The sequence below is a fragment of the Nocardia suismassiliense genome, from assembly GCF_900269665.1.
Classification (GTDB): domain Bacteria; phylum Actinomycetota; class Actinomycetes; order Mycobacteriales; family Mycobacteriaceae; genus Nocardia; species Nocardia suismassiliense.
In genome coordinates, this window is record NZ_LT985361.1 from 7,307,173 (window position 1) to 7,327,026 (window position 19,854).

Here is a 19,854-nt window from a genome sequence, read left to right on the forward strand (position 1 = left end):
CGAGGATCGCATAGAACCGGTTACGGTTCGCGGGCGAGCCTCGATAACCGGCTAGCTCAGCAGTCCCACTTGCCGGACGCGCTCAGCGTGCGCTGCAGCAGGCAGGCGACCTTGGCGTTGACCGAGGAGGAGATGGTGGAGGAGCCGTTGGAGGTGAATTCCTCGCCGATCTGCGTCGAGGCGGTGTCCGCGGGGGCGGACGTGGTCTCGGTGGCCTGCTCCAGCGGCAGGCCCGCCGCACTCGCGGACGCGGCGCCACCCGCGAGGGCAGCACAGATGGCCAGGGTGGCGGTGGTGCCGCGCAGTGCGCCGCGAACGGTGGTGTTGGGCATGGAAAAGCTCCTCACTCGAATTTCAATCTAGGTAGATCACACACAGACGCCTGCTCAAGGCAGGCGCCAGTCAACGGGTTCGGCACCCAGTTCGTCGAGTAGTTCGTTCACTCGGGAAAACGGGCGCGAACCGAAGAAGCCACGCGAAGCCGACAGCGGCGACGGATGCGCGGACTCGATGTAGGGCACCTCGGCCCCGACCAGGGTCGGCTTGAGCGTCGCCGCGTCCCGACCCCAGAGAATGGCGACCAGCGGCTCGTCCCGGGCGACCAGCGCGCGAATCGCCTGCTCGGTCACCGCCTCCCAGCCCTTGCCACGATGCGAGGCGGGCTGGCCGGGGGTCACCGTGAGCACCCTGTTCAGCATCAGCACGCCCTGATCAGACCAGGGGCTCAGGTCACCGCAGGACGGCGTCGGGTGGCCGAGGTCCTTGGTGTACTCGGCGAAGATGTTGGCCAAGCTGCGCGGGACCGGCGAAACATCCGGTGCCACAGAGAAACTCAGGCCCATCGCATGACCGGGCGTCGGGTACGGGTCCTGGCCGACGACCAGCACGCGCACCGCCTCGAACGGACGCTGGAAGGCGCGCAGCACATTCTCACCGGACGGTAGGTAGCCGCGGCCCGCCGCGTTCTCTTCGCGCAGAAACTCGCCCATGGCGGAAATCCGATCCGCCACCGATTCGAGTGCCTTCGCCCATCCCGGATCCATGATTTCCGACAGTGGTTTCGCGCCCATGACCGCACAACTTATCGTGGTTCGCTCCCGGACGCCGAGTCCGCCCCACTGAACGATTCCCAGCCGGCGCTGCCCGAGGGGGGTACGCCGTCGACCGTGACGCCGTGACCGGCCGACACTCGGCCGATCGGCACCCATCCGGCGGGCAGCTCGGACCCGGCCGACCAGCTGCCGACGAACGCGTGGTCCTCGCCGCCGGACAGAATCCATTGCGCCGCATCGGCATCCAGGTGTGCGGCGAGGTTTTCGAGTTCCGGGTCGTGCAATGCGGACGAATGCAGGTCGATGGCGACACCGGATGCGGTGGCGATATGGCTGAGATCGGCGAGTAGGCCGTCGGATACGTCGGTGAGCGAGTTCAAGCTGTCGCTGAGCGTTTCGAGCACCGCCGGATAGGGCGGCTGCGGGACACGATGTGCGGCAAGCGCTTCGGCGAAGTCGTCGGCTTCGGCACCGGCCGTCAGGATCGCGAGGCCGGCGGCCGACCAGCCGAGACGGCCCGCGACGGCGACCGTGTCCCCCACGCGCGCACCGGCTCTCGTGACGGCCGCCCGGCCACGCAGGTCACCGAACGCGGTCACCGAGATGACCAGGTCGCGGCTGCGGACCAGGTCACCGCCCGCGATCGACGCGCCGGCCCGGGTCGCCTCCGCCCACATCCCCTCGGTCAGGCCATCGATCACGTCCAGCGCAGTGTCGGCCGGGCAGCCGAGCGCCACCACGAACGCGCTCGGCCACGCGCCCATCGCGACCACGTCGGCCGCGTTCTGCGCGATCGCCTTGCGTCCGATATCCACCGGACTCGACCAGTCGAGCCGGAAATGCCGGTCCTGCACGAGCATGTCGGTGGTGACCACGAACCGCCCGTCGGGTGCGGCCACCAGCGCGGCGTCGTCACCGGGCCCGAGCAACACCCCCGGCGCCTGCACCCGACCACTGTTGATCCGCGCGATCAGCGCGAACTCCCCCAGTTCACGCACCGTCCTCGGCCCCGTGTACTCGCTGATGACCGGTCCTTTCAGACGCGCTGCCGACTGGAATCGACCCGAAGGTACCCTTTTCAGGGCAATCGACTACTACCGGGCCGGTCACCGCGCCGCCGCACCTCCCGCGGCCCCGACCACCCATTCAGCGCGACAGGAAGGATCGGTGAGCATGGCGGCGGAATCGTCGGACCGCGATTCGGCGAAGGAGACGGTGGGGAAGCCTGTCGAGGGCGCCGAGGCCGCCACAGCGAAAACCGATGGCAGCACCCTCGACTCGTCCGCGAGCGCCCGCCAGTACTCCCCCGCCCTCATCGCCACCGCCGTGGCCTTGCCGGTCGTCCTAGTGGTCGGTGTCCTGGTGGCCGCGATCATGGCCCGCCGCGCCCCCGTCGAACGCGAACCGCTCGTCCTCGGCCCGGTCCCCGCACCCGCTGCCACCGGCCCCGCCTGCACCACCCTGCTCCCCGCCCTGCCCACCGAATTCCCCCCCCCCCCCGACCCCCCGACCCGCGCGGTGGCGCGCGAACATATCGATGCCGTTTCCGACCGACCCCGCCACGACCAGCAGCGCCGCGCCGACTTGGTCCGCGGCATCCTGTTCGGCACGCTCAGCCCTGCCGAGATCCGTGTCCAGGTCGAACGATACGGCTTGGATTCCGATCGCGAATACCGCGCGATCCGCGCCCGCNCCCCTAGACCCAGGCCCCCTCCCCAACTGACCCAACCGGGACATGACGGCACTCGCACAACGCCGCCACCACGTCCCGTCGATCAGTCGCGAACCGGGTTCAGAGTGGCTTTCCCGCTGGAGAGGTCGAGTTCGGCAGCGCCCCGTGCTAGCGAAGTCCGGTGCCGCGCGCCAGGGCCGTCTCGATCAAGGTGGACACCAAGGTTCGATAGTCGACGCCAGTGGCTTCCCACATCCGCGGGTACATCGAGATCGGAGTGAAGCCGGGCAGGGTGTTGATCTCGTTGATCACCGGCCCGTCGGCGGTGATGAAGAAGTCCACCCGGGACAGGCCCTGACAGTCCAGTGCCCGGAACGCCTTGATCGCCAATTCCCGGACGCTGTCGGAGACTTCGTCGTCCAGCTTCGCCGGGATGTCGAACTCGCAGACGTCGTCGAGGTATTTGGTCTCGAAGTCGTAGAACTCGGGGCCGGCGGCGGTGGTGTCTTCCTCCGGCATCCGGATCTCCGCCACCACACTGGCTTCCACTCGACCGTCCGGGAATTCGAGTACGCCGCACTCGACCTCACGTCCCACGATGCCCGCCTCGACGATCACCTTGGGATCGTGCGCCCGGGCGGTAGCGATAGCCGTGTCCAGCGCTGCCCAATCGGTGACCTTCGTGATGCCGATCGATGATCCACCACGCGCGGGCTTCACGAATACCGGCAGCCCGAGGCGCGCCCGGTCCTCCTCGCTGAGCGTCTCGGTGCCGGGCCGCAGCACCACCTGCAGACCGATCGGCAACCCTTCGGCCGCAAGAAGTTTCTTGGTGAACTCCTTGTCCATGCCGGCCGCGCTGGCCAGCACGCCCGCGCCGACGTAAGGCACGCCGGCCAGTTCCAACATGCCTTGCAGGGTTCCGTCCTCCCCGAACGGCCCGTGCAGCAGCGGAAACACCACATCGACCGAGCCGAGGGTGGCGCCGGGATCATCGAGCGCGACCAGCGCACCCGAATTGCTGGGACCGGCGGCCAAGGTCAACGCCGTCCCGGTGCTGTCGACCGAGGGCAGCGCGCGGTCCTGGAATCCGAGGGCCGCGACCTCCGAATCGGCCAGCACCCATGCCCCTTCGGTACTGATCCCGATCGGCACGACGTCGTACTTTTCCGGATCCAGGTTGGGCAGCACGCTGCCCGCCGCCACGCAGGACACAGAGTGCTCATTGCCCCGCCCGCCGAAAACCACAGCCACCCGGATCCGGTTCGTCATGCCCCGAACCGTACCCGTCGCCGCGAGCGGCCCACACCGCTACCCGTGAGCCCAACCGCGGGGCGGGGCCGGGCGGCCTATTCCGGCTTGATCCGCCGCCCGAGCAGATTACCGACGGCTTCCCGCACGGCCATACCTTCGTGGCAGACCTGGTTCACGGCGGTGGTGAGGGGCATGTCGACGTCGTGTTTTACGGCGAGGGCGCGGATGGAGGTGCAGGATTTGACGCCTTCGGCGACTTGGCCGTGGGTTGCTTCCTGGGCGGTTTCCATGGAGCCGCCCGCACCGAGGGCGTGGCCGAAGGAGCGGTTGCGGGACAGGGGTGAGGTGCAGGTGGCGACGAGGTCGCCGACGCCGGCGAGGCCGGAGAGGGTGGCGGGTTCGGCGCCGAGGGCGACGCCGAGGCGGATGATTTCGGCGAGGCCGCGGGTGATGATGCTGGCGACGGTGTTGTCGCCCAAGCCCATTCCGGAGGCGATGCCGCAGGCGAGGGCGATCACGTTCTTGCACGCGCCGCCGATTTCACAGCCGATCACATCGGTGTTGGTGTAGGGGCGGAAGTATCCGGTGGCGCTGGCGTGCTGCAGCGCGACGGCGCGGTCGGCGTCGGAGCAGGCGATCACGGTCGCCGCGGGCTGGCCGACGGCGATCTCCCGGGCCAGGTTCGGGCCGGACAGCACGGCGACCCGGCTCGCGTCGGCCCCGCTGACCTCGGCGATCACCTGACTCATGCGCAGCAATGTGCCGTTCTCGATGCCTTTGGCGAGGCTGAGCAGTGAGGCGTCCGGAGGGATCAACCCTTTCCACTGCTCGAGGTTTACGCGCAGGGATTGGGACGGCACCGCGAGCACCACGATGTCGGCCGCGTCGAGGGCGACGGCGGGGTCGTGGGTGGCTTTCAGCGGGGGCAAAGGAATATCGGTGAGGTAGGACGGATTGCGATGTTGGGTGTGCAGTATTTCGGCGACCTCGGGTCGTCGCGCCCAGATGGTGACGTCGGTTCCCGCGTCCGCCAAGACCTTTGCGAACGCGGTCCCCCAAGATCCCGCGCCCAGTACTGCCGCCCTCGTCATCTGCCCAATATGCCATGGAAGGATTGGACGCATGCGCCCGCACGCCGTGCATGCCGTGATCGCGGTGAAGAGCCTCGATCAGGCCAAGAGCCGACTGGCCGACCGGCTGCGCCCGGAACACCGGGCCCGGCTGGTCCTCGCCATGCTCGCCGACACCATCACTGCTACCGCGGCCGTCCAGGAGATCGTTTCGATCACCGTGGTCACGCCGGATCCGGCGGTGGCCGACCTGGCCCGCTCGATGGGCGCCGCGGTGCACCCGGAGCCCCGCACCGCCGGCCGAGACGGGTTGAATAACGCGCTCGCCGACGCCGCGACGGGGCTGCGGCACCGGTACGGCCCGGTCGATCTGCTCGCGTTGCAGGCGGACCTGCCCGCACTGCGCCCGGAGGAACTCGGAGACGTGCTGACGGTCGCCCCGCGCGGGCTGCGCTCGATCGTGGTCGATCACGCGGGCACCGGCACCGCAGCGCTACTTGTCCGCGACCCCATTGCCGCCCTCGAACCCCGTTTCGGCCCTGGTTCGGCGGGCAAACACAGAGCGGCGGGTGCGGTCGATCTGGCCGGCGAGTGGCCCGGGTTGCGACTGGATGTGGACACGGCTGATGACCTGGACCTGGCCATTGAGCTCGGCGCGGGCTGCGCGACCCGGGTGGCGCTGCACGACATCGGCTGGCCAGATCCTGTTCACATTCCGGTTCGCCGAGTGTGCTAGGAGGTCGCTAGGGTGAGGTGATGCTGACGTCAATCACAGTGTCGGGCTCCACACTGCCCGGTTTGTAGGGGATGATCGTTGGCGTGAGTGAGCGAAGCGAGCTAACCGTCTGCCAGCGTGTATCGCGCCTGTCAGAGCCTAGCGCCAGCGAGGTACGGCCATGAGCGATACGGAAGTTGTCAAACAGCAATTGCTTCCTACCCCGCCGCCTGCGGCGAGTCCGGTGCCGACCGACGCGACGATCGCGCAGTTGCCACGTGATCGCTACCTCAACCGCGAGCTGAGCTGGCTCGATTTCAACGCCCGGGTGCTGGCCCTGGCCGAGGACGCGTCGCTGCCCCTGCTGGAGCGCGCCAAATTCCTCGCCATCTTCGCGTCGAATCTCGACGAGTTCTACATGGTGCGCGTCGCGGGTCTCAAGCGCCGCGCCGAGACCGGTCTGCTGGTGCGTTCCGCGGACGGCCGCTCGCCCGGCGAGCAACTGGAGTTGATCGCCGCCCGCGCGCAGGAGATCGCCGTGCGCCACGCGCGCGTCTTCCTGGACGACGTGCTGCCCGCGCTCACCGCCGAGGGCATCGCGATCATCGACTGGACCGACCTGAACGACGATGAGCGCCAACGCCTCTCGGGCCACTTCCAGGATCAGGTGTTCCCGGTGCTGACCCCGCTCGCGGTGGACCCGGCACACCCGTTCCCCTACATCAGCGGGCTGAGCCTGAATCTCGCGGTGACGGTGAAGGATTCCGCCACCGGCGGCGAGCACTTCGCCCGAGTCAAGGTGCCGGACAACGTAGATCGGTTCGTCCGGGTGCGGCGCACCGACGCCGGTTCGACCATCGCCGCCTTCCTGCCGATGGAGGAGCTGATCGCGGCGCACCTCGATCTGCTGTTCCCCGGCATGGAAGTGGTTGAGCAGCACTCGTTCCGGATCACCCGCAACGCCGACTTCGAGGTGGACGAGGACCGCGACGAGGACCTGCTGCAGGCCCTCGAACGCGAACTCGCGCGCCGCCGCTTCGGCTCGCCGGTGCGGCTGGAGGTCTCCGACGACATGACCGAGCACATGCTCGAATTGTTGTTGCGTGAACTGGATGTCGACCCCGGCGACGTCATCCAGGTGCCCGGCCTGCTCGACCTGTCCTGCCTGTGGCAGGTGTACGGGGTGGACCGGCCGAACCTCAAAGACGCGCCCTACGTGCCCGCCACCCCGCCCGCGTTCGGCGAGCGGGAGACGCCGCGCAACGTGTTCGCCGCGCTGCGCGAGGGCGACGTGCTGGTGCACCACCCCTACGACTCGTTCTCCACCAGCGTGCAGCGGTTCATCGAACAGGCCGCCGCGGACCCGCAGGTGCTCGCCATCAAGCAGACGCTCTACCGCACCTCCGGTGACTCCCCGATCGTCAACGCGCTCATCGATGCCGCCGAGGCGGGCAAGCAGGTGGTCGCGCTGGTCGAGATCAAGGCGCGCTTCGACGAGCAGGCCAACATCAAATGGGCACGCCAGCTGGAGCAGGCCGGCGTGCACGTGGTCTACGGCCTGATCGGCTTGAAGACGCACTGCAAGACCTGTCTGGTGGTGCGCCGCGAGGGCGCGACCATCCGTCGTTACTGCCACATCGGCACCGGCAACTACAACCCGAAGACCGCGCGGCTCTACGAGGACGTCGGATTGCTCACCGCCGCACCGGAAATCGGTGCCGACCTGACCGACCTGTTCAATTCGCTGACCGGTTACTCACGAAAAGAGAACTACCGCAACCTGCTTGTCGCGCCGCATGGCGTGCGCGCCGGGATCATCGAGCGGATCCAGCGGGAGACCGAGCTGGCCGCCGAGGGCAAGGACGCCCGAATCCGGTTGAAGGCCAATGCGATCGTCGACGAGGAGATCATCGACGCGCTGTATCGGGCGTCACTGGCCGGTGTGCCGGTGCAGATCGTGGTGCGCGGCATCTGCGGGCTGCGCCCCGGTGTGCCAGGGATGAGCGAGAACATCGAGGTCCGCTCGATCCTCGGCCGCTTCCTCGAACATTCGCGCGTCATGCACTTCCAGGCCCAGGATCAGTACTGGATCGGCAGTGCCGACATGATGCACCGCAACCTGGACCGGCGCGTGGAAGTGATGGCGCAGGTGAAGGATCCGCGGCTGACCGAGCAGCTCGGGCAGGTCTTCGACTCCGCCCTGCATCCCAACACCCGCTGCTGGGTACTCAGCTCGGATGGCAATTGGCTCGCGTGGCCCGAACACGCAGGCGATGACGATGTCAAAGTGCGTGACCACCAAGAATTCCTCATGCGGCTGCGGAGGCCAGAACAACAGTGAGTGGTGCTACGGGGTACGAGATGGAAGGGGGCCCCTTCTGGGATCCCCGTGTTACCGCCAACATTCACGCCGCAGGCGCGGTGCTGTGGCGGCGAGCGCCGAACGGCGGCGTGGAGATCGCCGTGGTGCACCGGCCGAAGTACCAGGATTGGTCGCTGCCCAAGGGCAAGCTCGATCCGGGTGAGACGCCGGTGCTCGCCGCGGTCCGTGAGGTCCGCGAGGAGACCGGTCTGGACTGCAGGCTGGGCCGCTACCTCGGCCACGTCACCTATCCGGTGCCCGGACACCGCAAGCTGAAGCGCGTCGACTACTGGGCGGCCGAAGTGGCCGGTGGCGAGTTCACCTCGAATGATGAAGTGGACGTGCTGAATTGGTATCCGCTGGATCGGGTGATGGACCAGCTGTCCTACCCGATGGATCGGCAGGTGCTGCGCGCGTTCACCCGGCTGCCACCGGAAACCCGCACGCTGCTGTTGGTGCGGCACGCGAAAGCCGGTCGGCGAGACCGCTTCTCCGGTCCCGACCCGCTGCGCCCACTGGATCGGTCGGGCCAAGCCCAAGCAGGAGCTCTGGTCTCGAACCTGCTGGCGTTCGGGGCATCTGAGATCTATTCGGCCGATCCGGTGCGCTGCGTGCAGACGGTGACACCGCTGGCCGAGAAGCTCGGCGTCGAGATCACGCTCGAGCCGCTGCTGTCCGAAACCGGTTATGCCGCAGCGCAGGACGCGGCGCGGCAGCGGGTCGTCGCACTGGTCTCGGACACCGAGGTGCCCGTTGTGTGCAGTCAGGGCAAGGTGATTCCGGATCTGCTGCGCTGGTGGGCCGAGCGCGACGGCATCACGCTGCCGTCCGCACGCAACCGCAAGGGCAGTGTGTGGGTGCTGTCGTTCATCGACCGCAAGCTGGTCGCCGCCGACCATCTGGACCGCTCGCTGAACTCCGACGTCGTGAAGTCCTGACCGCTGTCATCGGAAGCACCCGAACAGCCCCCTGAAAGACAGCCCCAGACAACCGAAACGGCCCCGGAGGCATCCTCCGGGGCCGTGTTCGATCGGTACAGCGGGTGATTGGCCGCACGACCGCTCACCCGGCGCCAATACCGTACTGGCGCAGTATCTAGCGGCGACCGCGAGCGGGCGCCTTCTTGGCGGCCGACTTCTTGGCCGGAGCCTTCTTGGCGACCGTCTTCTTGGCCGCGGTGACCTTCTTGGCCGGCGCCTTCTTGGCGGCGGTGACCTTCTTGGCAGGCGCCTTCTTCACGGCCGTCTTCTTGGCAGCCGTCTTCTTGGCGGGCGCCTTGGCCGCAGTCGTCTTGCGAGCAGCGGTCTTTGCGGGCGCCTTCTTGGCGGCCTTCTTCGCCGTGGTCTTGGCCGGGCCCTTCGTGGGGGTGGCCTTCTTGGCGGCGGTCTTCTTGGCCGCCGTCTTCTTGGCAGCCGCCTTCTTCGCCGCCACCGGCGCATTCACGCCGCGCTTGACGGCGGGACCGCTCTGGGCGAGCTTCTGCTTACCCGCGATCACGGCCTTGAACTGAGCGCCCGGACGGAACGCAGGCACCGAAGTGGGCTTCACCTTGACGGTTTCGCCGGTGCGCGGGTTCCTGGCAACTCGAGCCGCACGCTTGCGCTGTTCGAACACACCGAATCCGGTGATTGTGACGCTCTGACCCTTGTGCACCGCGCGCACGATGGTGTCGACCACATGCTCGACTGCCGCGGTGGCCGTGCGCCTATCAGTACCCAACTTTTCGGTCAGAACGTCGATCAGTTCCGCCTTGTTCATTGAATCCTCCGCAGACTAATGGCCCGTCGTCGGACCGACTAGGTACCACGGTAAACCCACTTTGGGCAAGAGTCTATGTGCCACGCCAAAATTCATGTGGTTTAGCACACGTCCAGCTATCGGCCCCCTTGTCATCCAGCTAACACCCCGGGGTGTTTAGGACTGCGAAATACGTGCCGGGAGGGTAGTGGGTTTCCATGCTGGCCTTGCGTTTTCGAACTGGGCGATGGTGTCGCTGCGGCGCAGGGTGAGCCCGATGTCGTCCAATCCTTCGAGCAGACGCCACCGTGTGTAGTCATCAATATCGAACGGCAACACGGCGGTTCCGGCGGTCACCGTGCGCGCCTCGAGGTCCACAACCAATTCGAGTCCAGGCTGTTCCTCGAGCAACTTCCAGAGCATTTCGACATCGTTCTGTGACATCTGAGCGGCCAAGAGCCCGCCCTTACCCGCATTGCCACGGAAGATGTCGGCGAACCGGGACGAGATCACCACCCGAAAGCCGTAGTCCGACAGCGCCCAAACGGCGTGCTCACGCGACGATCCGGTGCCGAAATCCGGGCCCGCTACCAGCACACTTCCCCGGTTGTACGGCTCGTTGTTCAGAATGAAGTCCGGATCGTTACGCCACGCGGCGAAGAGTCCGTCCTCGAATCCAGTGCGGGTCACCCGCTTCAGGTACACAGCCGGGATGATCTGATCGGTATCGACATTGGAACGGCGGAACGGCACGCCGATCCCCTTGTGCACGGTGAAGGCTTCCATTGATTCTCCTGAGTCGGTAGGGGTATCGCGTCCGGTCAGTCCAGATCCGCAGGCGAGGACAGGGTTCCGCGAACCGCCGTCGCGGCCGCTACGAGCGGGGAAACCAGGTGCGTACGGCCACCTTTGCCCTGCCTGCCCTCGAAGTTCCGGTTCGACGTCGAGGCGCAGCGCTGGCCCGGTTCGAGCTGATCCGGATTCATTCCCAGGCACATTGAGCAGCCCGCCTGCCGCCATTCGGCGCCTGCCGCGGTGAAAATCTCGCCCAGTCCTTCTAATTCGGCCTGTGCGCGAACCCGCATCGACCCCGGTACAACCAACATTCGTACCGAGTCGGCGACCTTGCGTCCCTTTAAAATACCGGCCACCGCACGCAAATCCTCGATGCGTCCGTTGGTGCACGATCCGACGAATACGGTGTCGACCGAGACCTGCCGAAGCGGAGTGCCCGGCTCCAAATCCATGTACCGCAGCGCTTTCGCGGCGGACTCGCGCGCCGTCTCATCGGCGATCTGGGCGGGGTCCGGCACCGATTCGCCAAGGGGCGCGCCCTGTCCCGGGTTGGTGCCCCAGGTGACGAACGGGGTCAGCTCGCTCGCGTCGATGTGCACCTCGGCGTCGAACACCGCGCCCTCGTCGGTCTTCAGCGCTTCCCAGGCGGCCACTGCTGCCGTCCAGTCGGCTCCCTGCGGCGCGTGCGGGCGTCCTTCGAGGAATTCATAGGTCGTTTCGTCCGGGGCGATCATGCCCGCCCTGGCGCCCGCTTCGATGGACATGTTGCAGATGGTCATTCGCGCCTCCATCGACATGGCCCGAATCGCCTCGCCGCGGTACTCCAGCACGTAGCCCTGGCCGCCGCCGGTGCCGATTTTGGCGATGACGGCCAGAATCAGGTCCTTGCTCGTCACACCGGGGGCCAACGTGCCGTCCACGGTGATCGCCATCGTCTTGAACGGGCGCAGCGAGAGTGTCTGGGTGGCAAGGACATGTTCGACCTCGGAGGTGCCGATACCCATCGCCAGCGCGCCGAACGCGCCGTGCGTCGAGGTGTGACTGTCCCCGCACACCACCGTCATTCCCGGCTGGGTGAGGCCCAACTGGGGGCCGACGACGTGCACGATGCCCTGGTCCAGATCGCCCATCGGATGCAGCCGCACACCGAATTCCGCGCAGTTGCGGCGCAGTGTGTCCACCTGGGTGCGCGAAATCGGGTCCGCGATGGGCTTATCGATGTCGGCGGTCGGGACATTGTGGTCCTCGGTCGCGATGGTCAGATCGGGCCGCCGGACCGGCCTGCCCGCCGCGCGCAGGCCGTCGAAGGCCTGCGGGCTGGTCACCTCGTGCACGAGATGCAGGTCGATGTAGATCAGGTCGGGTTCGCGCCCGACGCCCTCGCCCGAACCGCGGGCTACGACGTGCTGCTCCCACACCTTTTCGGCCATGGTGCGTGGCTGTGCCATTTCTCGATCACCTTTCGACGAGCATCCGGTCGCGGTCCGGGCTGGGAGCGCGGGGGCGGCTGCACAAGTTTTCGGATATGCGAGGTCGGATGCCCCGTGGGAGATTCCGCGTGGGGAACACCCAGCAGTGGATTTCCCAGCATCCGAGACGCTAGTATCGTTCTATGAGACAGCATAGCGGCATCGGCGTCCTCGACAAAGCAGTGGCGGTGTTGTACGCCGTCGCCCAGCACCCCCGCGGTCTCAACGAGCTGTGCGCCCGGACCGGCCTGCCCCGCGCCACCGCCCATCGCCTGGCCGTCGGCCTGGAAGTGCACCGGCTGCTGGCCCGCGACAACACCGGAATGTGGCGCCCCGGCCCCGCCCTCGCCGAGCTCGCCGCAGGCGCCACCGATCCGCTGCTGGAGGCCGCGTCCGCGATCCTGCCCCGGTTGCGCGAGATCACCGGCGAAAGCGTCCAGCTGTACCGCCTGGACGGCAATGCGCGCATCTGCGTCGCGGCCTTGGAACCACCCGTCGGACTCCGCGACACCGTCCCCGTCGGCGCGCGACTCCCACTCACCGCGGGCTCCGCCGCCAAGGTGCTGCTCGCCTGGGCCGATCCCGACCTGCAACGCATCATCCTCGCCGACGCCGTCTTCGGCGAACGCGCGCTGACCGAGGTGCGCAAGCGCGGCTGGGCACAGAGCGCGGCCGAACGCGCCTCCGGCGTGGCCAGCGTTTCCGCCCCCGTGCGCGATGCCGGCGGCACCGTGATCGCCGCCGTCTCGGTCTCCGGCCCGATCGACCGCATGGGCCGCAGGCCCGGTGCCCGCTGGGCCGCCGACCTCGTCGCCGCCGCCGAAGCCCTACACAAGCGCCTATAACACGTTCTAGAAATGACCTTCTAGAGTGAGTCCATGGGAGTCAACCAACGGGCACAGATCGTCATGTCCGACACCGAGATCACCGAGTTCCTGGAGCGCAGCCGCATCGCCACCCTGGCGACCATCGGCCCCAAGGGCACGCCGCACCTGACCGCCATGTGGTACGCGCTCATCGACGGCGAGCTGTGGTTCGAAACCAAGGCCAAGTCGCAGAAAGCCGTCAACCTACGCCGCGACCCGCGTATCACCTGCATGATCGAGGCCGGCCAGACCTACGACCAGTTGCGCGGCGTCTCCCTAGAGGGCCACGCCGAGATCATCGACGACCCCGACAAGCTCTACGCCGTCGGCGTCAGCGTGTGGGAGCGCTACACCGGCCCCTACAGCGAAGACGTCCGCCCCATGGTCGAGGCCATGCTGCACAAGCGCACCGCCATCCGCGTCGTCGCCCACCGCATTCGCAGCTGGGATCACCGCAAGCTCGGCCTCCCCCAGCTCCCCCTCGGCGGCACCACCGCCCAATACCTCGACTGACCCGCCTATGCGTTGCGGCACAGCCCCCGACGCGCCCTCGATATCGACCTGACATCGCCCCCCTCCGGCGACTAACGTCGAACCGTTCGACACCAATCGGCCGAAACCCGCCGGACCTGTTCCGCGGCACCCGGCCGCCACCACGAGGAGACGGCGATGACGGAACCGGATAGTTCCCCGAGCTCGAGCAACACCGAGGGCACCAGCGCCGACGAGCTGAAGCGCAAGTTCAAAGAGGCGCTCGACCGCAAAAACCAGCACAACGCCCGCACCGCCGACCACCTCGACGGCCGCTCCAAGGGCGCCAACGCCACCCACGGCAGCGCCAGCCACAAGCGCGAATTCCGCCGCAAGAGCGGATAACCCCCGCGGCCGAAAAAGGCCCTCCGGTCACCGACCGGGGGGCCTTCGTTGTACCTGGGGGTTCCCTACCCGCCTCGCGAGCCAACCTCCCTCAGAGAGGCATACGCGAAGGCCCAGCCATGAGTTCAGTAACGAGACATCCCATCCCGACCTCCCCCCATGCCCGCCGAGGGCGAAGCCCCTCGGCCCGGGGGTCCGGGGGCGGCGAAGCCCGCCGGGCGGGGTTTGGGGGTTGCACCCCCAAAAAACACGCGGAAAACCAGCAAGGCCCATGCTCTCCATGAGCATGGGCCTTGCACTGGTTTGTAGCCCCGACGGGATTCGAACCCGCGCTACCGCCTTGAGAGGGCGGCGTCCTAGGCCGCTAGACGACGGGGCCAGGACTGCTTCTCGTTTGCACGAGGAGCACCTTTGGTTGATCTTTCGATCAGGAGGCTCGGCTAGCTTAGCTGGCCGGAGCGTGGCGACCAAATCGCCAGCTGCTGTACTGATTTCGGCCGCGCAACCGATCTCGACAACAATCTCTCCGCTGGGGTACCAGGACTCGAACCTAGAATGGCTGAACCAGAATCAGCTGTGTTGCCAATTACACCATACCCCAATGACCAGGTCTTTCAGCCTCGCGTCTGGGTGACTGCGAGGCCTTGTTCCGAGCCGAGAAGAAGAGTACCAAACGGCTACGGGTTAACTACAAATCGCCTGGTCAAAGCCATGTTTTCGGCCTGTTTCGCCAGTTTCAGGTAGTAGCCGACCACTCCCGTGCGGAGTGCAGCCGCGCGAGGGTTGCTTCGCGGCCGAGCAGTTCGAGCGACTCGTACAGTGGCGGGCTGATGTGTGATCCGGTCACCGCGACGCGCACGGGCGCGAATGCCTTGCGCGGTTTGAGGCCCAGTTCATCGATCAGCGCGGTTTTCAGCGCTTCTTCTATAGCGGATGTCGACCACTGCGCGAGTGGCTCCAGCGCAGTAATAGCAGCTTGCAATACCGGGGTTGCGTCGGCGCCGAGATTCTTGGCTCCCGCGGCGGGGTCGATCGCAAATTGTTCGGCGGGCGCCAACAGGAAACGCAACAGTTCCCAAGCATCGGACAAGACGACGATCCGGGTCTGCACGAGTTCGGCCGCCGCGGCGAAGATCTTCTCATCGATTTCGGCGCCGATATGACCGTGTTGGGTCAGGTACTCGCGCAGTCGGTTGCTGAAATCAGCGGGTTCCAGCAATCTGATGTGCTCAGCGTTGAGCGCATCCGCCTTCTTCTGATCAAATCTGGCCGGATTCGAATTTACTTTCGATATGTCGAACGCAGCAACCATCTCCGCCATGGTGAACAGGTCGTGGTCGTCTGCGATGCTCCAGCCGAGAAGTGCCAGGTAATTCAGCAAACCTTCCGGGATGAATCCACGGTCCCGATGGACGAACAGATTCGACTCGGGATCGCGCTTGGACAACTTCTTGTTGCCCTGTCCCATGACGAACGGCAGGTGACCGAACTCCGGCGTGAAGTCGGCCACGCCGATCCGGCGCAGGGCGCCGTAGAGCGCGAGCTGGCGCGGTGTCGAGGAGAGCAGGTCCTCGCCGCGCAACACGTGAGTGATCTTCATCAAGGCGTCGTCGACCGGGTTGACCAGCGTGTACAACGGATCGCCGGTGCCGCGGGTGAGCGCGAAGTCCGGCACGGTGCCCGCTTTGAAGGTGGTCTCGCCGCGCACCAGATCGTGCCAGCTGAGGTCCTCGTCGGGCATCCGGAGGCGAATCACCGCGGGGCGCCCGGCATCTCGGTACGCCTCGATCTGCTGGGCGGTGAGCTCGCGATCGTAGTTGTCGTAGCCGAGTTTCGGGTCGCGGCCGGCCGCGCGATGACGCGCCTCGACTTCCTCAGGGGTGGAGAAGGATTCGTAGGCCTCGCCCGCGTCGAGCAGGCGGCGGACCACATCGAGGTGCAGATCCTTGCGCAGCGACTGGCGGTACGGCTCGTAGGGGCCGCCGACCTCCGGGCCCTCGTCCCAGGTGAGGCCGAGCCAGCGCAGCGCGTCGAGCAGCGCGCGGTAGGAGTCCTCGGAATCCCGTGCCGCATCGGTGTCTTCGATGCGGAATACGAACTTTCCACCGTGGTGCCGGGCGTAGGCCCAGTTGAACAGCGCCGTCCGGATCAGGCCGACGTGCGGCGTCCCGGTCGGCGACGGGCAGAAGCGGACCCGTACTTCAGTCATGGCTCTCTTTCGACTAGCTGACCATTACCAGTGACCGGCAAGCAGTCACTAGCGGTGCTTGGCGGCAACGGGATTGATGAGGGTGCCGATGCCCTCCACGGTCACGGACACTTGCTGGCCGGCCTGGACCGGACCGACACCCTCGGGCGTCCCGGTGAGGATCACGTCACCGGGCAGCAGCGTCATCACCGTGCTGATCCATTCGATGAGCTTCGGAATGTCGTGCAGTAGAAGCGAAGTGCGGCTGCGCTGGCGGACTTCGCCGTCGAGCTCGGTGACGATCTCCAGATCCGAGGGGTCCAAGGAGGTTTCGATCCACGGGCCGAGCGGGCAGAAGGTGTCGTAACCCTTGCCCCTGGTCCATTGGCCGTCGTGGCGCTGCTGATCGCGCGCGGTCACATCGTTGGCGACGGTGTAGCCGAGCACCACGTCCAGCGCGCGGGCGGCGGGCACGTCCTTGCACGGACGGCCGATGACGACGGCGAGCTCGCCCTCGTAGTCGACCTGAGAGGAGCTGGGCGGCAGGATGATCGGCGCGTTCGGCCCGATGATCGAGGTGTTCGGCTTGAGGAAGATCACCGGATCTTCCGGTGCGGGCCCGCCCATTTCGGCCGCGTGCGCCGCATAGTTCTTGCCGATACACACCACCTTGCTCGCCAGGATGGGCGCGAGCAGGCGCACATCGGCCAGCGGCCAGCTCCGCCCGGTGAACGTCGGCGTACCGAACGGGTGTTCCGCGATTTCCTTCGCGATGCTGTCGCTTCCGTCCCCCTCGATGCTGACGAACGCGACCCCATCGGGACTGGCTACTCGACCTAGACGCATGCCGGGCAGTCTATCGACCGGCTTCCACCTGCCCGAACGCGCCCAACCGAGCGGTACGCACGGCCGCGCACCGGCGCCCTGAGCCAGCTGTGAGCAGGCCGACATCCACTCCCCGTAATCCACTTGCCCAGCCGGTGTAACGTAAGGCTCGCTGTTCACTCAATGGGACTTGATTCCCAAATAATGAGATACGAGGTGAGGCCGATGGCTACCGTCCCGCAGATCCAGGAGGCTCGACGGTGGTCCATGCTCGGCCTCGGCGTCTTCGCGCAGGCCGCCAGCGCGGTCTTCGTGAACGGTGCACCCTTCCTGCTGCCCGCGCTGACCGATCGGGGCATGCCGCTGGCCACCGCGGGACTGCTGGTGGCAATGCCCACACTGGGATTGGTCTGCACATTGATCGCGTGGGGGTACGTGGTCGATCGAATCGGTGAGCGCAAAGTATTGATCGGCGGTCCACTGCTGATGCTGGCCGCCGGCGTCGCCGCGTCGACTACCACGCACGACATCGCTTTGGGCGCACTGCTGTTCCTCGGCGGCATCGGCGCCGCGAGCACCAACGGCGCGAGCGGCCGCGTCATCGTCGGCTGGTTCCCACCGCATCGGCGCGGCCTGGCCATGGGAATTCGGCAGACCGCCCAGCCGCTCGGTGTCGCCGTCGGCGCGCTGACCGTGCCCGCCGTCGCGGCCACATACGGTGTGCCCGCGGCGATTCTGGTGCCGACGGTGATGGCGGGCGTCGCCGCGCTGGGCTGCCTGATCGGCATCATCGATCCACCGCGACCGACCGGGGCCGGCACAGATGCGGCGTTGCGCGCCAATCCTTATCGCGGTGATTCGACGCTGTGGCGCATCCATGCGGTCTCTGTGCTGCTGGTCATACCGCAGGGCACCGTGTGGACTTTCGCACTGTTGTGGCTGCACCGCGACGCAGGCTGGTCGCTGGCCGCCGCAGGCATTCTGGTCACCGTGACCCAAATCCTGGGTGCCGCAGGACGAATCGGTGCGGGCGCCTGGTCCGACCGCGTCGGCAGCCGGTTGGGTCCGTTGCGCACCGTCGCGATCGCCGCCGTGCTGTCGATGGCCGCGTTGGCCCTGGCGGCGGCGACCCACATGTGGTGGGCCGCAATCCCGTTGCTCGTCGCCGCCTCGGTGATTACGGTCTCCGACAACGGGCTGGCCTTCACCGCCGTCGCCGAGATCGCCGGTCCCTACTGGAGCGGCCGTGGTCTCGGCATCCAGAACACCGGCCAGAATCTGGCGATGGCCGCGGTCCCGCCGGTGTTCGGCGCGCTCATCAGCACAAGCGGTTTCGCCGCCGCCTACCTGGTGGCCGCAGCGCTGGCGGTAGCCGCCGTCCCCTTGGTACCGACCGGCCGCACTCAATAACCGTCCAGCCCTGACGGATTGACGCCCGATCCGAGCCATCGCCCCGAGGGCCGATGCGACGACCAGCACAGTGGAAGGTCGGGAACGACTAGGCCACAACGCTTTTAGTACAAATGCACCATTCAGCCCACTGAACACGACACCTGCCGCAACCACGCGCTCCGGTGCTGATTACATCGCAACCCCCACACCTGTCGCATTTAGCGACACCTTGTCGCCAAGGGTAGTATGGAAACATTCCGTCGCTATCAGGACGAGGAGCCCGATGCCGAGGATCGACGCACCGACCGTCGCGGAACACCGGGCGAACCAAGAGCGCGCGCTGCTCGACGCCGCCCGGGAGGTGCTGCTACAGAACGGACCGCAGGCGGTGACGCCCGCCACGGTCGGCGCGGCCGCCGGGCTGGCGCGCAGCAGCGTCTATAAATACTTCCGGTCCGGCGACGAAATCCTGTTCCGGATCGTGGCGGACGCGCTGACGGAATGGGGCGTGCGCCTGCGCGATACGGTCGAACGGGCCGAGACCGCCGCAGGCCAAGTCGAGGCCTACGTGCGAACCACCTTGGCGCTGGCCGCATCCGGCGCGCACCGCATCGCCGTGCTCGGCAGCATCCTGCCTCGCGACGAGACCGCCCGGCGCGACCTGGCCGACGCGCACCACGAATTGGCCACCCCGCTGCGCGCGGCACTGACCGCCCTCGGCAATGCGAACCCCGACCTGACCGCCGATCTGATCGACGGCGCACTGGCGCGGGCCATCGAACGCATCGATGCGGGCCGCCCCCTCGACGAGATCGCCCCGGAGACAGTCGCGTTCGTCCGCCGCGCGGTCGGTATCAGTCACCGCCCGAGCCGCCACCGCAGTACCGGCTGAGCCCGGCCGGTCTCAAACCGCAAGCAGCGCAGCGGGATCGAAGGTGACCCGGAACGGCTTGTCGGCGTCGACGACCGCATCGAAGATACTGCCGGACCCGACAACGGGATCGGCGCCATAACCGCCGTCGCCCAACACCATACGATGCACCAGCACCTCGGGCTGATGCTCGACGATCCAATACTGCGGAATGCCGACCGCCGCGTACTCGCGCACCTTCCGTACCCGGTCGGTGCGTTCGGTCCCGCTGCCCGGCGCGATGACCTCGACGGCCAGCCGCACCTCGGATCCGGGAATTCGCTTGGGCACGTCCGCGACCACCGCGGCCCGGGCGACCTCACGGGGAATCACGATGATGTCGGGCTTGCGCACCCCGCTGCGCGTGCTGACCTCCCAGCCACTGCCGACACAGAGATGCACGGCTGCACCGACGGCGCCCGCATCGATGAACCGGCCGAGCCGCTGCGTCACGTGGTTGTGCCGAGCGCCGGCATCCACCTCGACCAGCCAGCCGTCCTCGAGCTCGAAACCCTTGCCGCCGCCGGGCACATCGCGCAGGTCCAGCCCGGCATACGGGCCGACCTGGGGCCGCTGCTTCCCGCGCCGTCCGTTCACCGAAACCTCCGTTTCACCAGGCGATCCATCGACGGGCGGCTGGGTGCGGCACGTCATGGACTCAACCCCTGGTT

The 19,854-nt window shown here is 67.1% G+C and carries 21 protein-coding genes and 2 tRNA genes; 9 read left to right on the plus strand and 14 right to left on the minus strand.

Annotated elements, in window-relative coordinates; all coding sequences use genetic code 11:
- Positions 1-56 precede the first annotated feature (56 nt).
- The 4 genes from DBO33_RS32575 to DBO33_RS44810 all read right to left on the minus strand — a co-directional run bounded on the left by DBO33_RS32575 (position 57) and on the right by DBO33_RS44810 (position 2,494).
- Positions 57-332, minus strand: a complete 276-nt coding sequence (locus tag DBO33_RS32575; RefSeq protein ID WP_107658460.1) for a hypothetical protein — start codon at positions 330-332, stop codon at positions 57-59.
- Between the two features lie 54 nt (positions 333-386).
- Entirely contained in the window at positions 387-1,070 is a 684-nt protein-coding gene (locus tag DBO33_RS32580; protein ID WP_107658461.1) for a uracil-DNA glycosylase, read from the minus strand.
- Positions 1,071-1,081: 11 nt separating this feature from the next.
- Positions 1,082-2,050 (minus strand): thiamine-phosphate kinase, encoded by a 969-nt coding sequence (locus DBO33_RS32585; RefSeq protein ID WP_107658462.1) that lies wholly within the window; start codon positions 2,048-2,050, stop codon positions 1,082-1,084.
- A gap of 108 nt (positions 2,051-2,158) precedes the next feature.
- Positions 2,159-2,494, minus strand: coding sequence for a hypothetical protein (locus tag DBO33_RS44810; protein WP_407670647.1), 336 nt, complete (start codon positions 2,492-2,494; stop codon positions 2,159-2,161).
- Here DBO33_RS44810 and DBO33_RS44815 point away from each other — a divergent pair.
- Entirely contained in the window at positions 2,427-3,005 is a 579-nt protein-coding gene (locus DBO33_RS44815) for a hypothetical protein (protein WP_407670642.1), read from the plus strand. The two genes, DBO33_RS44810 and DBO33_RS44815, sit on opposite strands and share 68 nt — an antisense overlap.
- Here DBO33_RS44815 and DBO33_RS32595 read toward each other — a convergent pair.
- Positions 2,893-3,996, minus strand: a complete 1,104-nt coding sequence (locus DBO33_RS32595; RefSeq protein ID WP_107658463.1) for a D-alanine--D-alanine ligase family protein — start codon at positions 3,994-3,996, stop codon at positions 2,893-2,895. The two genes, DBO33_RS44815 and DBO33_RS32595, sit on opposite strands and share 113 nt — an antisense overlap.
- Positions 3,997-4,073: 77 nt before the next feature.
- The gene (locus DBO33_RS32600; RefSeq protein WP_107658464.1) at positions 4,074-5,069 is read right to left on the minus strand and encodes an NAD(P)H-dependent glycerol-3-phosphate dehydrogenase; all 996 of its coding nucleotides are present in this window, start codon (positions 5,067-5,069) and stop codon (positions 4,074-4,076) included.
- Positions 5,070-5,100: 31 nt separating this feature from the next.
- Here DBO33_RS32600 and cofC point away from each other — a divergent pair, with 31 nt between their 5' ends.
- From cofC to DBO33_RS32615, 3 genes are all read left to right on the plus strand, one after another.
- Positions 5,101-5,784, plus strand: a complete 684-nt coding sequence (gene cofC, locus DBO33_RS32605; RefSeq protein ID WP_107658465.1) for a 2-phospho-L-lactate guanylyltransferase — start codon at positions 5,101-5,103, stop codon at positions 5,782-5,784.
- Between the two features lie 160 nt (positions 5,785-5,944).
- Positions 5,945-8,104, plus strand: a complete 2,160-nt coding sequence (locus tag DBO33_RS32610) for an RNA degradosome polyphosphate kinase (RefSeq protein ID WP_107658466.1) — start codon at positions 5,945-5,947, stop codon at positions 8,102-8,104.
- Between the two features lie 20 nt (positions 8,105-8,124).
- Positions 8,125-9,063, plus strand: coding sequence for an NUDIX hydrolase (locus DBO33_RS32615; protein WP_107658467.1), 939 nt, complete (start codon positions 8,125-8,127; stop codon positions 9,061-9,063).
- A gap of 157 nt (positions 9,064-9,220) precedes the next feature.
- Here DBO33_RS32615 and DBO33_RS32620 read toward each other — a convergent pair whose 3' ends face one another.
- The 3 genes from DBO33_RS32620 to leuC form a co-directional block, all read right to left on the minus strand.
- Positions 9,221-9,883 (minus strand): HU family DNA-binding protein, encoded by a 663-nt coding sequence (locus tag DBO33_RS32620; RefSeq protein WP_107658468.1) that lies wholly within the window; start codon positions 9,881-9,883, stop codon positions 9,221-9,223.
- 156 nt (positions 9,884-10,039) lie between these two features.
- Positions 10,040-10,648, minus strand: a complete 609-nt coding sequence (gene leuD, locus DBO33_RS32625) for a 3-isopropylmalate dehydratase small subunit (protein WP_107658469.1) — start codon at positions 10,646-10,648, stop codon at positions 10,040-10,042.
- 35 nt (positions 10,649-10,683) lie between these two features.
- A complete protein-coding gene (leuC, locus tag DBO33_RS32630; RefSeq protein ID WP_107658470.1) occupies positions 10,684-12,105 on the minus strand; it encodes a 3-isopropylmalate dehydratase large subunit in 1,422 nt (473 codons plus the stop codon).
- 164 nt (positions 12,106-12,269) lie between these two features.
- Here leuC and DBO33_RS32635 point away from each other — a divergent pair, with 164 nt between their 5' ends.
- From DBO33_RS32635 to DBO33_RS32645, 3 genes are all read left to right on the plus strand, one after another.
- Positions 12,270-12,971, plus strand: coding sequence for an IclR family transcriptional regulator (locus tag DBO33_RS32635; RefSeq protein WP_107658471.1), 702 nt, complete (start codon positions 12,270-12,272; stop codon positions 12,969-12,971).
- Positions 12,972-13,004: 33 nt separating this feature from the next.
- Positions 13,005-13,505, plus strand: a complete 501-nt coding sequence (locus DBO33_RS32640) for a pyridoxamine 5'-phosphate oxidase family protein (protein WP_107658472.1) — start codon at positions 13,005-13,007, stop codon at positions 13,503-13,505.
- A 156-nt stretch (positions 13,506-13,661) separates the two neighbouring features.
- Complete coding sequence (locus DBO33_RS32645; protein ID WP_107658473.1) at positions 13,662-13,868, plus strand: DUF5302 domain-containing protein; 207 nt, start codon at positions 13,662-13,664, stop codon at positions 13,866-13,868.
- A 306-nt stretch (positions 13,869-14,174) separates the two neighbouring features.
- Here DBO33_RS32645 and DBO33_RS32650 read toward each other — a convergent pair.
- The 4 genes from DBO33_RS32650 to DBO33_RS32665 all read right to left on the minus strand — a co-directional run bounded on the left by DBO33_RS32650 (position 14,175) and on the right by DBO33_RS32665 (position 16,902).
- Positions 14,175-14,247 (minus strand) — tRNA-Glu (locus DBO33_RS32650).
- 150 nt (positions 14,248-14,397) lie between these two features.
- Positions 14,398-14,469: transfer RNA gene (locus DBO33_RS32655), tRNA-Gln, on the minus strand.
- Between the two features lie 135 nt (positions 14,470-14,604).
- The gene (gene gltX, locus DBO33_RS32660) at positions 14,605-16,077 is read right to left on the minus strand and encodes a glutamate--tRNA ligase (RefSeq protein ID WP_107658474.1); all 1,473 of its coding nucleotides are present in this window, start codon (positions 16,075-16,077) and stop codon (positions 14,605-14,607) included.
- 48 nt (positions 16,078-16,125) lie between these two features.
- Positions 16,126-16,902: a fumarylacetoacetate hydrolase family protein gene (locus tag DBO33_RS32665; RefSeq protein ID WP_107658475.1), complete on the minus strand. Its 777-nt coding sequence runs from the start codon at positions 16,900-16,902 to the stop codon at positions 16,126-16,128.
- Positions 16,903-17,106: 204 nt separating this feature from the next.
- Here DBO33_RS32665 and DBO33_RS32670 point away from each other — a divergent pair, with 204 nt between their 5' ends.
- The gene (locus tag DBO33_RS32670) at positions 17,107-18,291 is read left to right on the plus strand and encodes an MFS transporter (protein WP_107658476.1); all 1,185 of its coding nucleotides are present in this window, start codon (positions 17,107-17,109) and stop codon (positions 18,289-18,291) included.
- 265 nt (positions 18,292-18,556) lie between these two features.
- On the plus strand, positions 18,557-19,165 hold the full coding sequence (locus DBO33_RS32675; protein ID WP_107658477.1) for a TetR/AcrR family transcriptional regulator: 609 nt from the start codon (positions 18,557-18,559) through the stop codon (positions 19,163-19,165).
- Between the two features lie 12 nt (positions 19,166-19,177).
- Here the strand turns inward: DBO33_RS32675 and DBO33_RS32680 are convergent, their stop codons facing one another.
- The gene (locus DBO33_RS32680) at positions 19,178-19,780 is read right to left on the minus strand and encodes a Uma2 family endonuclease (protein WP_234391159.1); all 603 of its coding nucleotides are present in this window, start codon (positions 19,778-19,780) and stop codon (positions 19,178-19,180) included.
- Between the last annotated feature and the right edge of the window lie 74 nt (positions 19,781-19,854).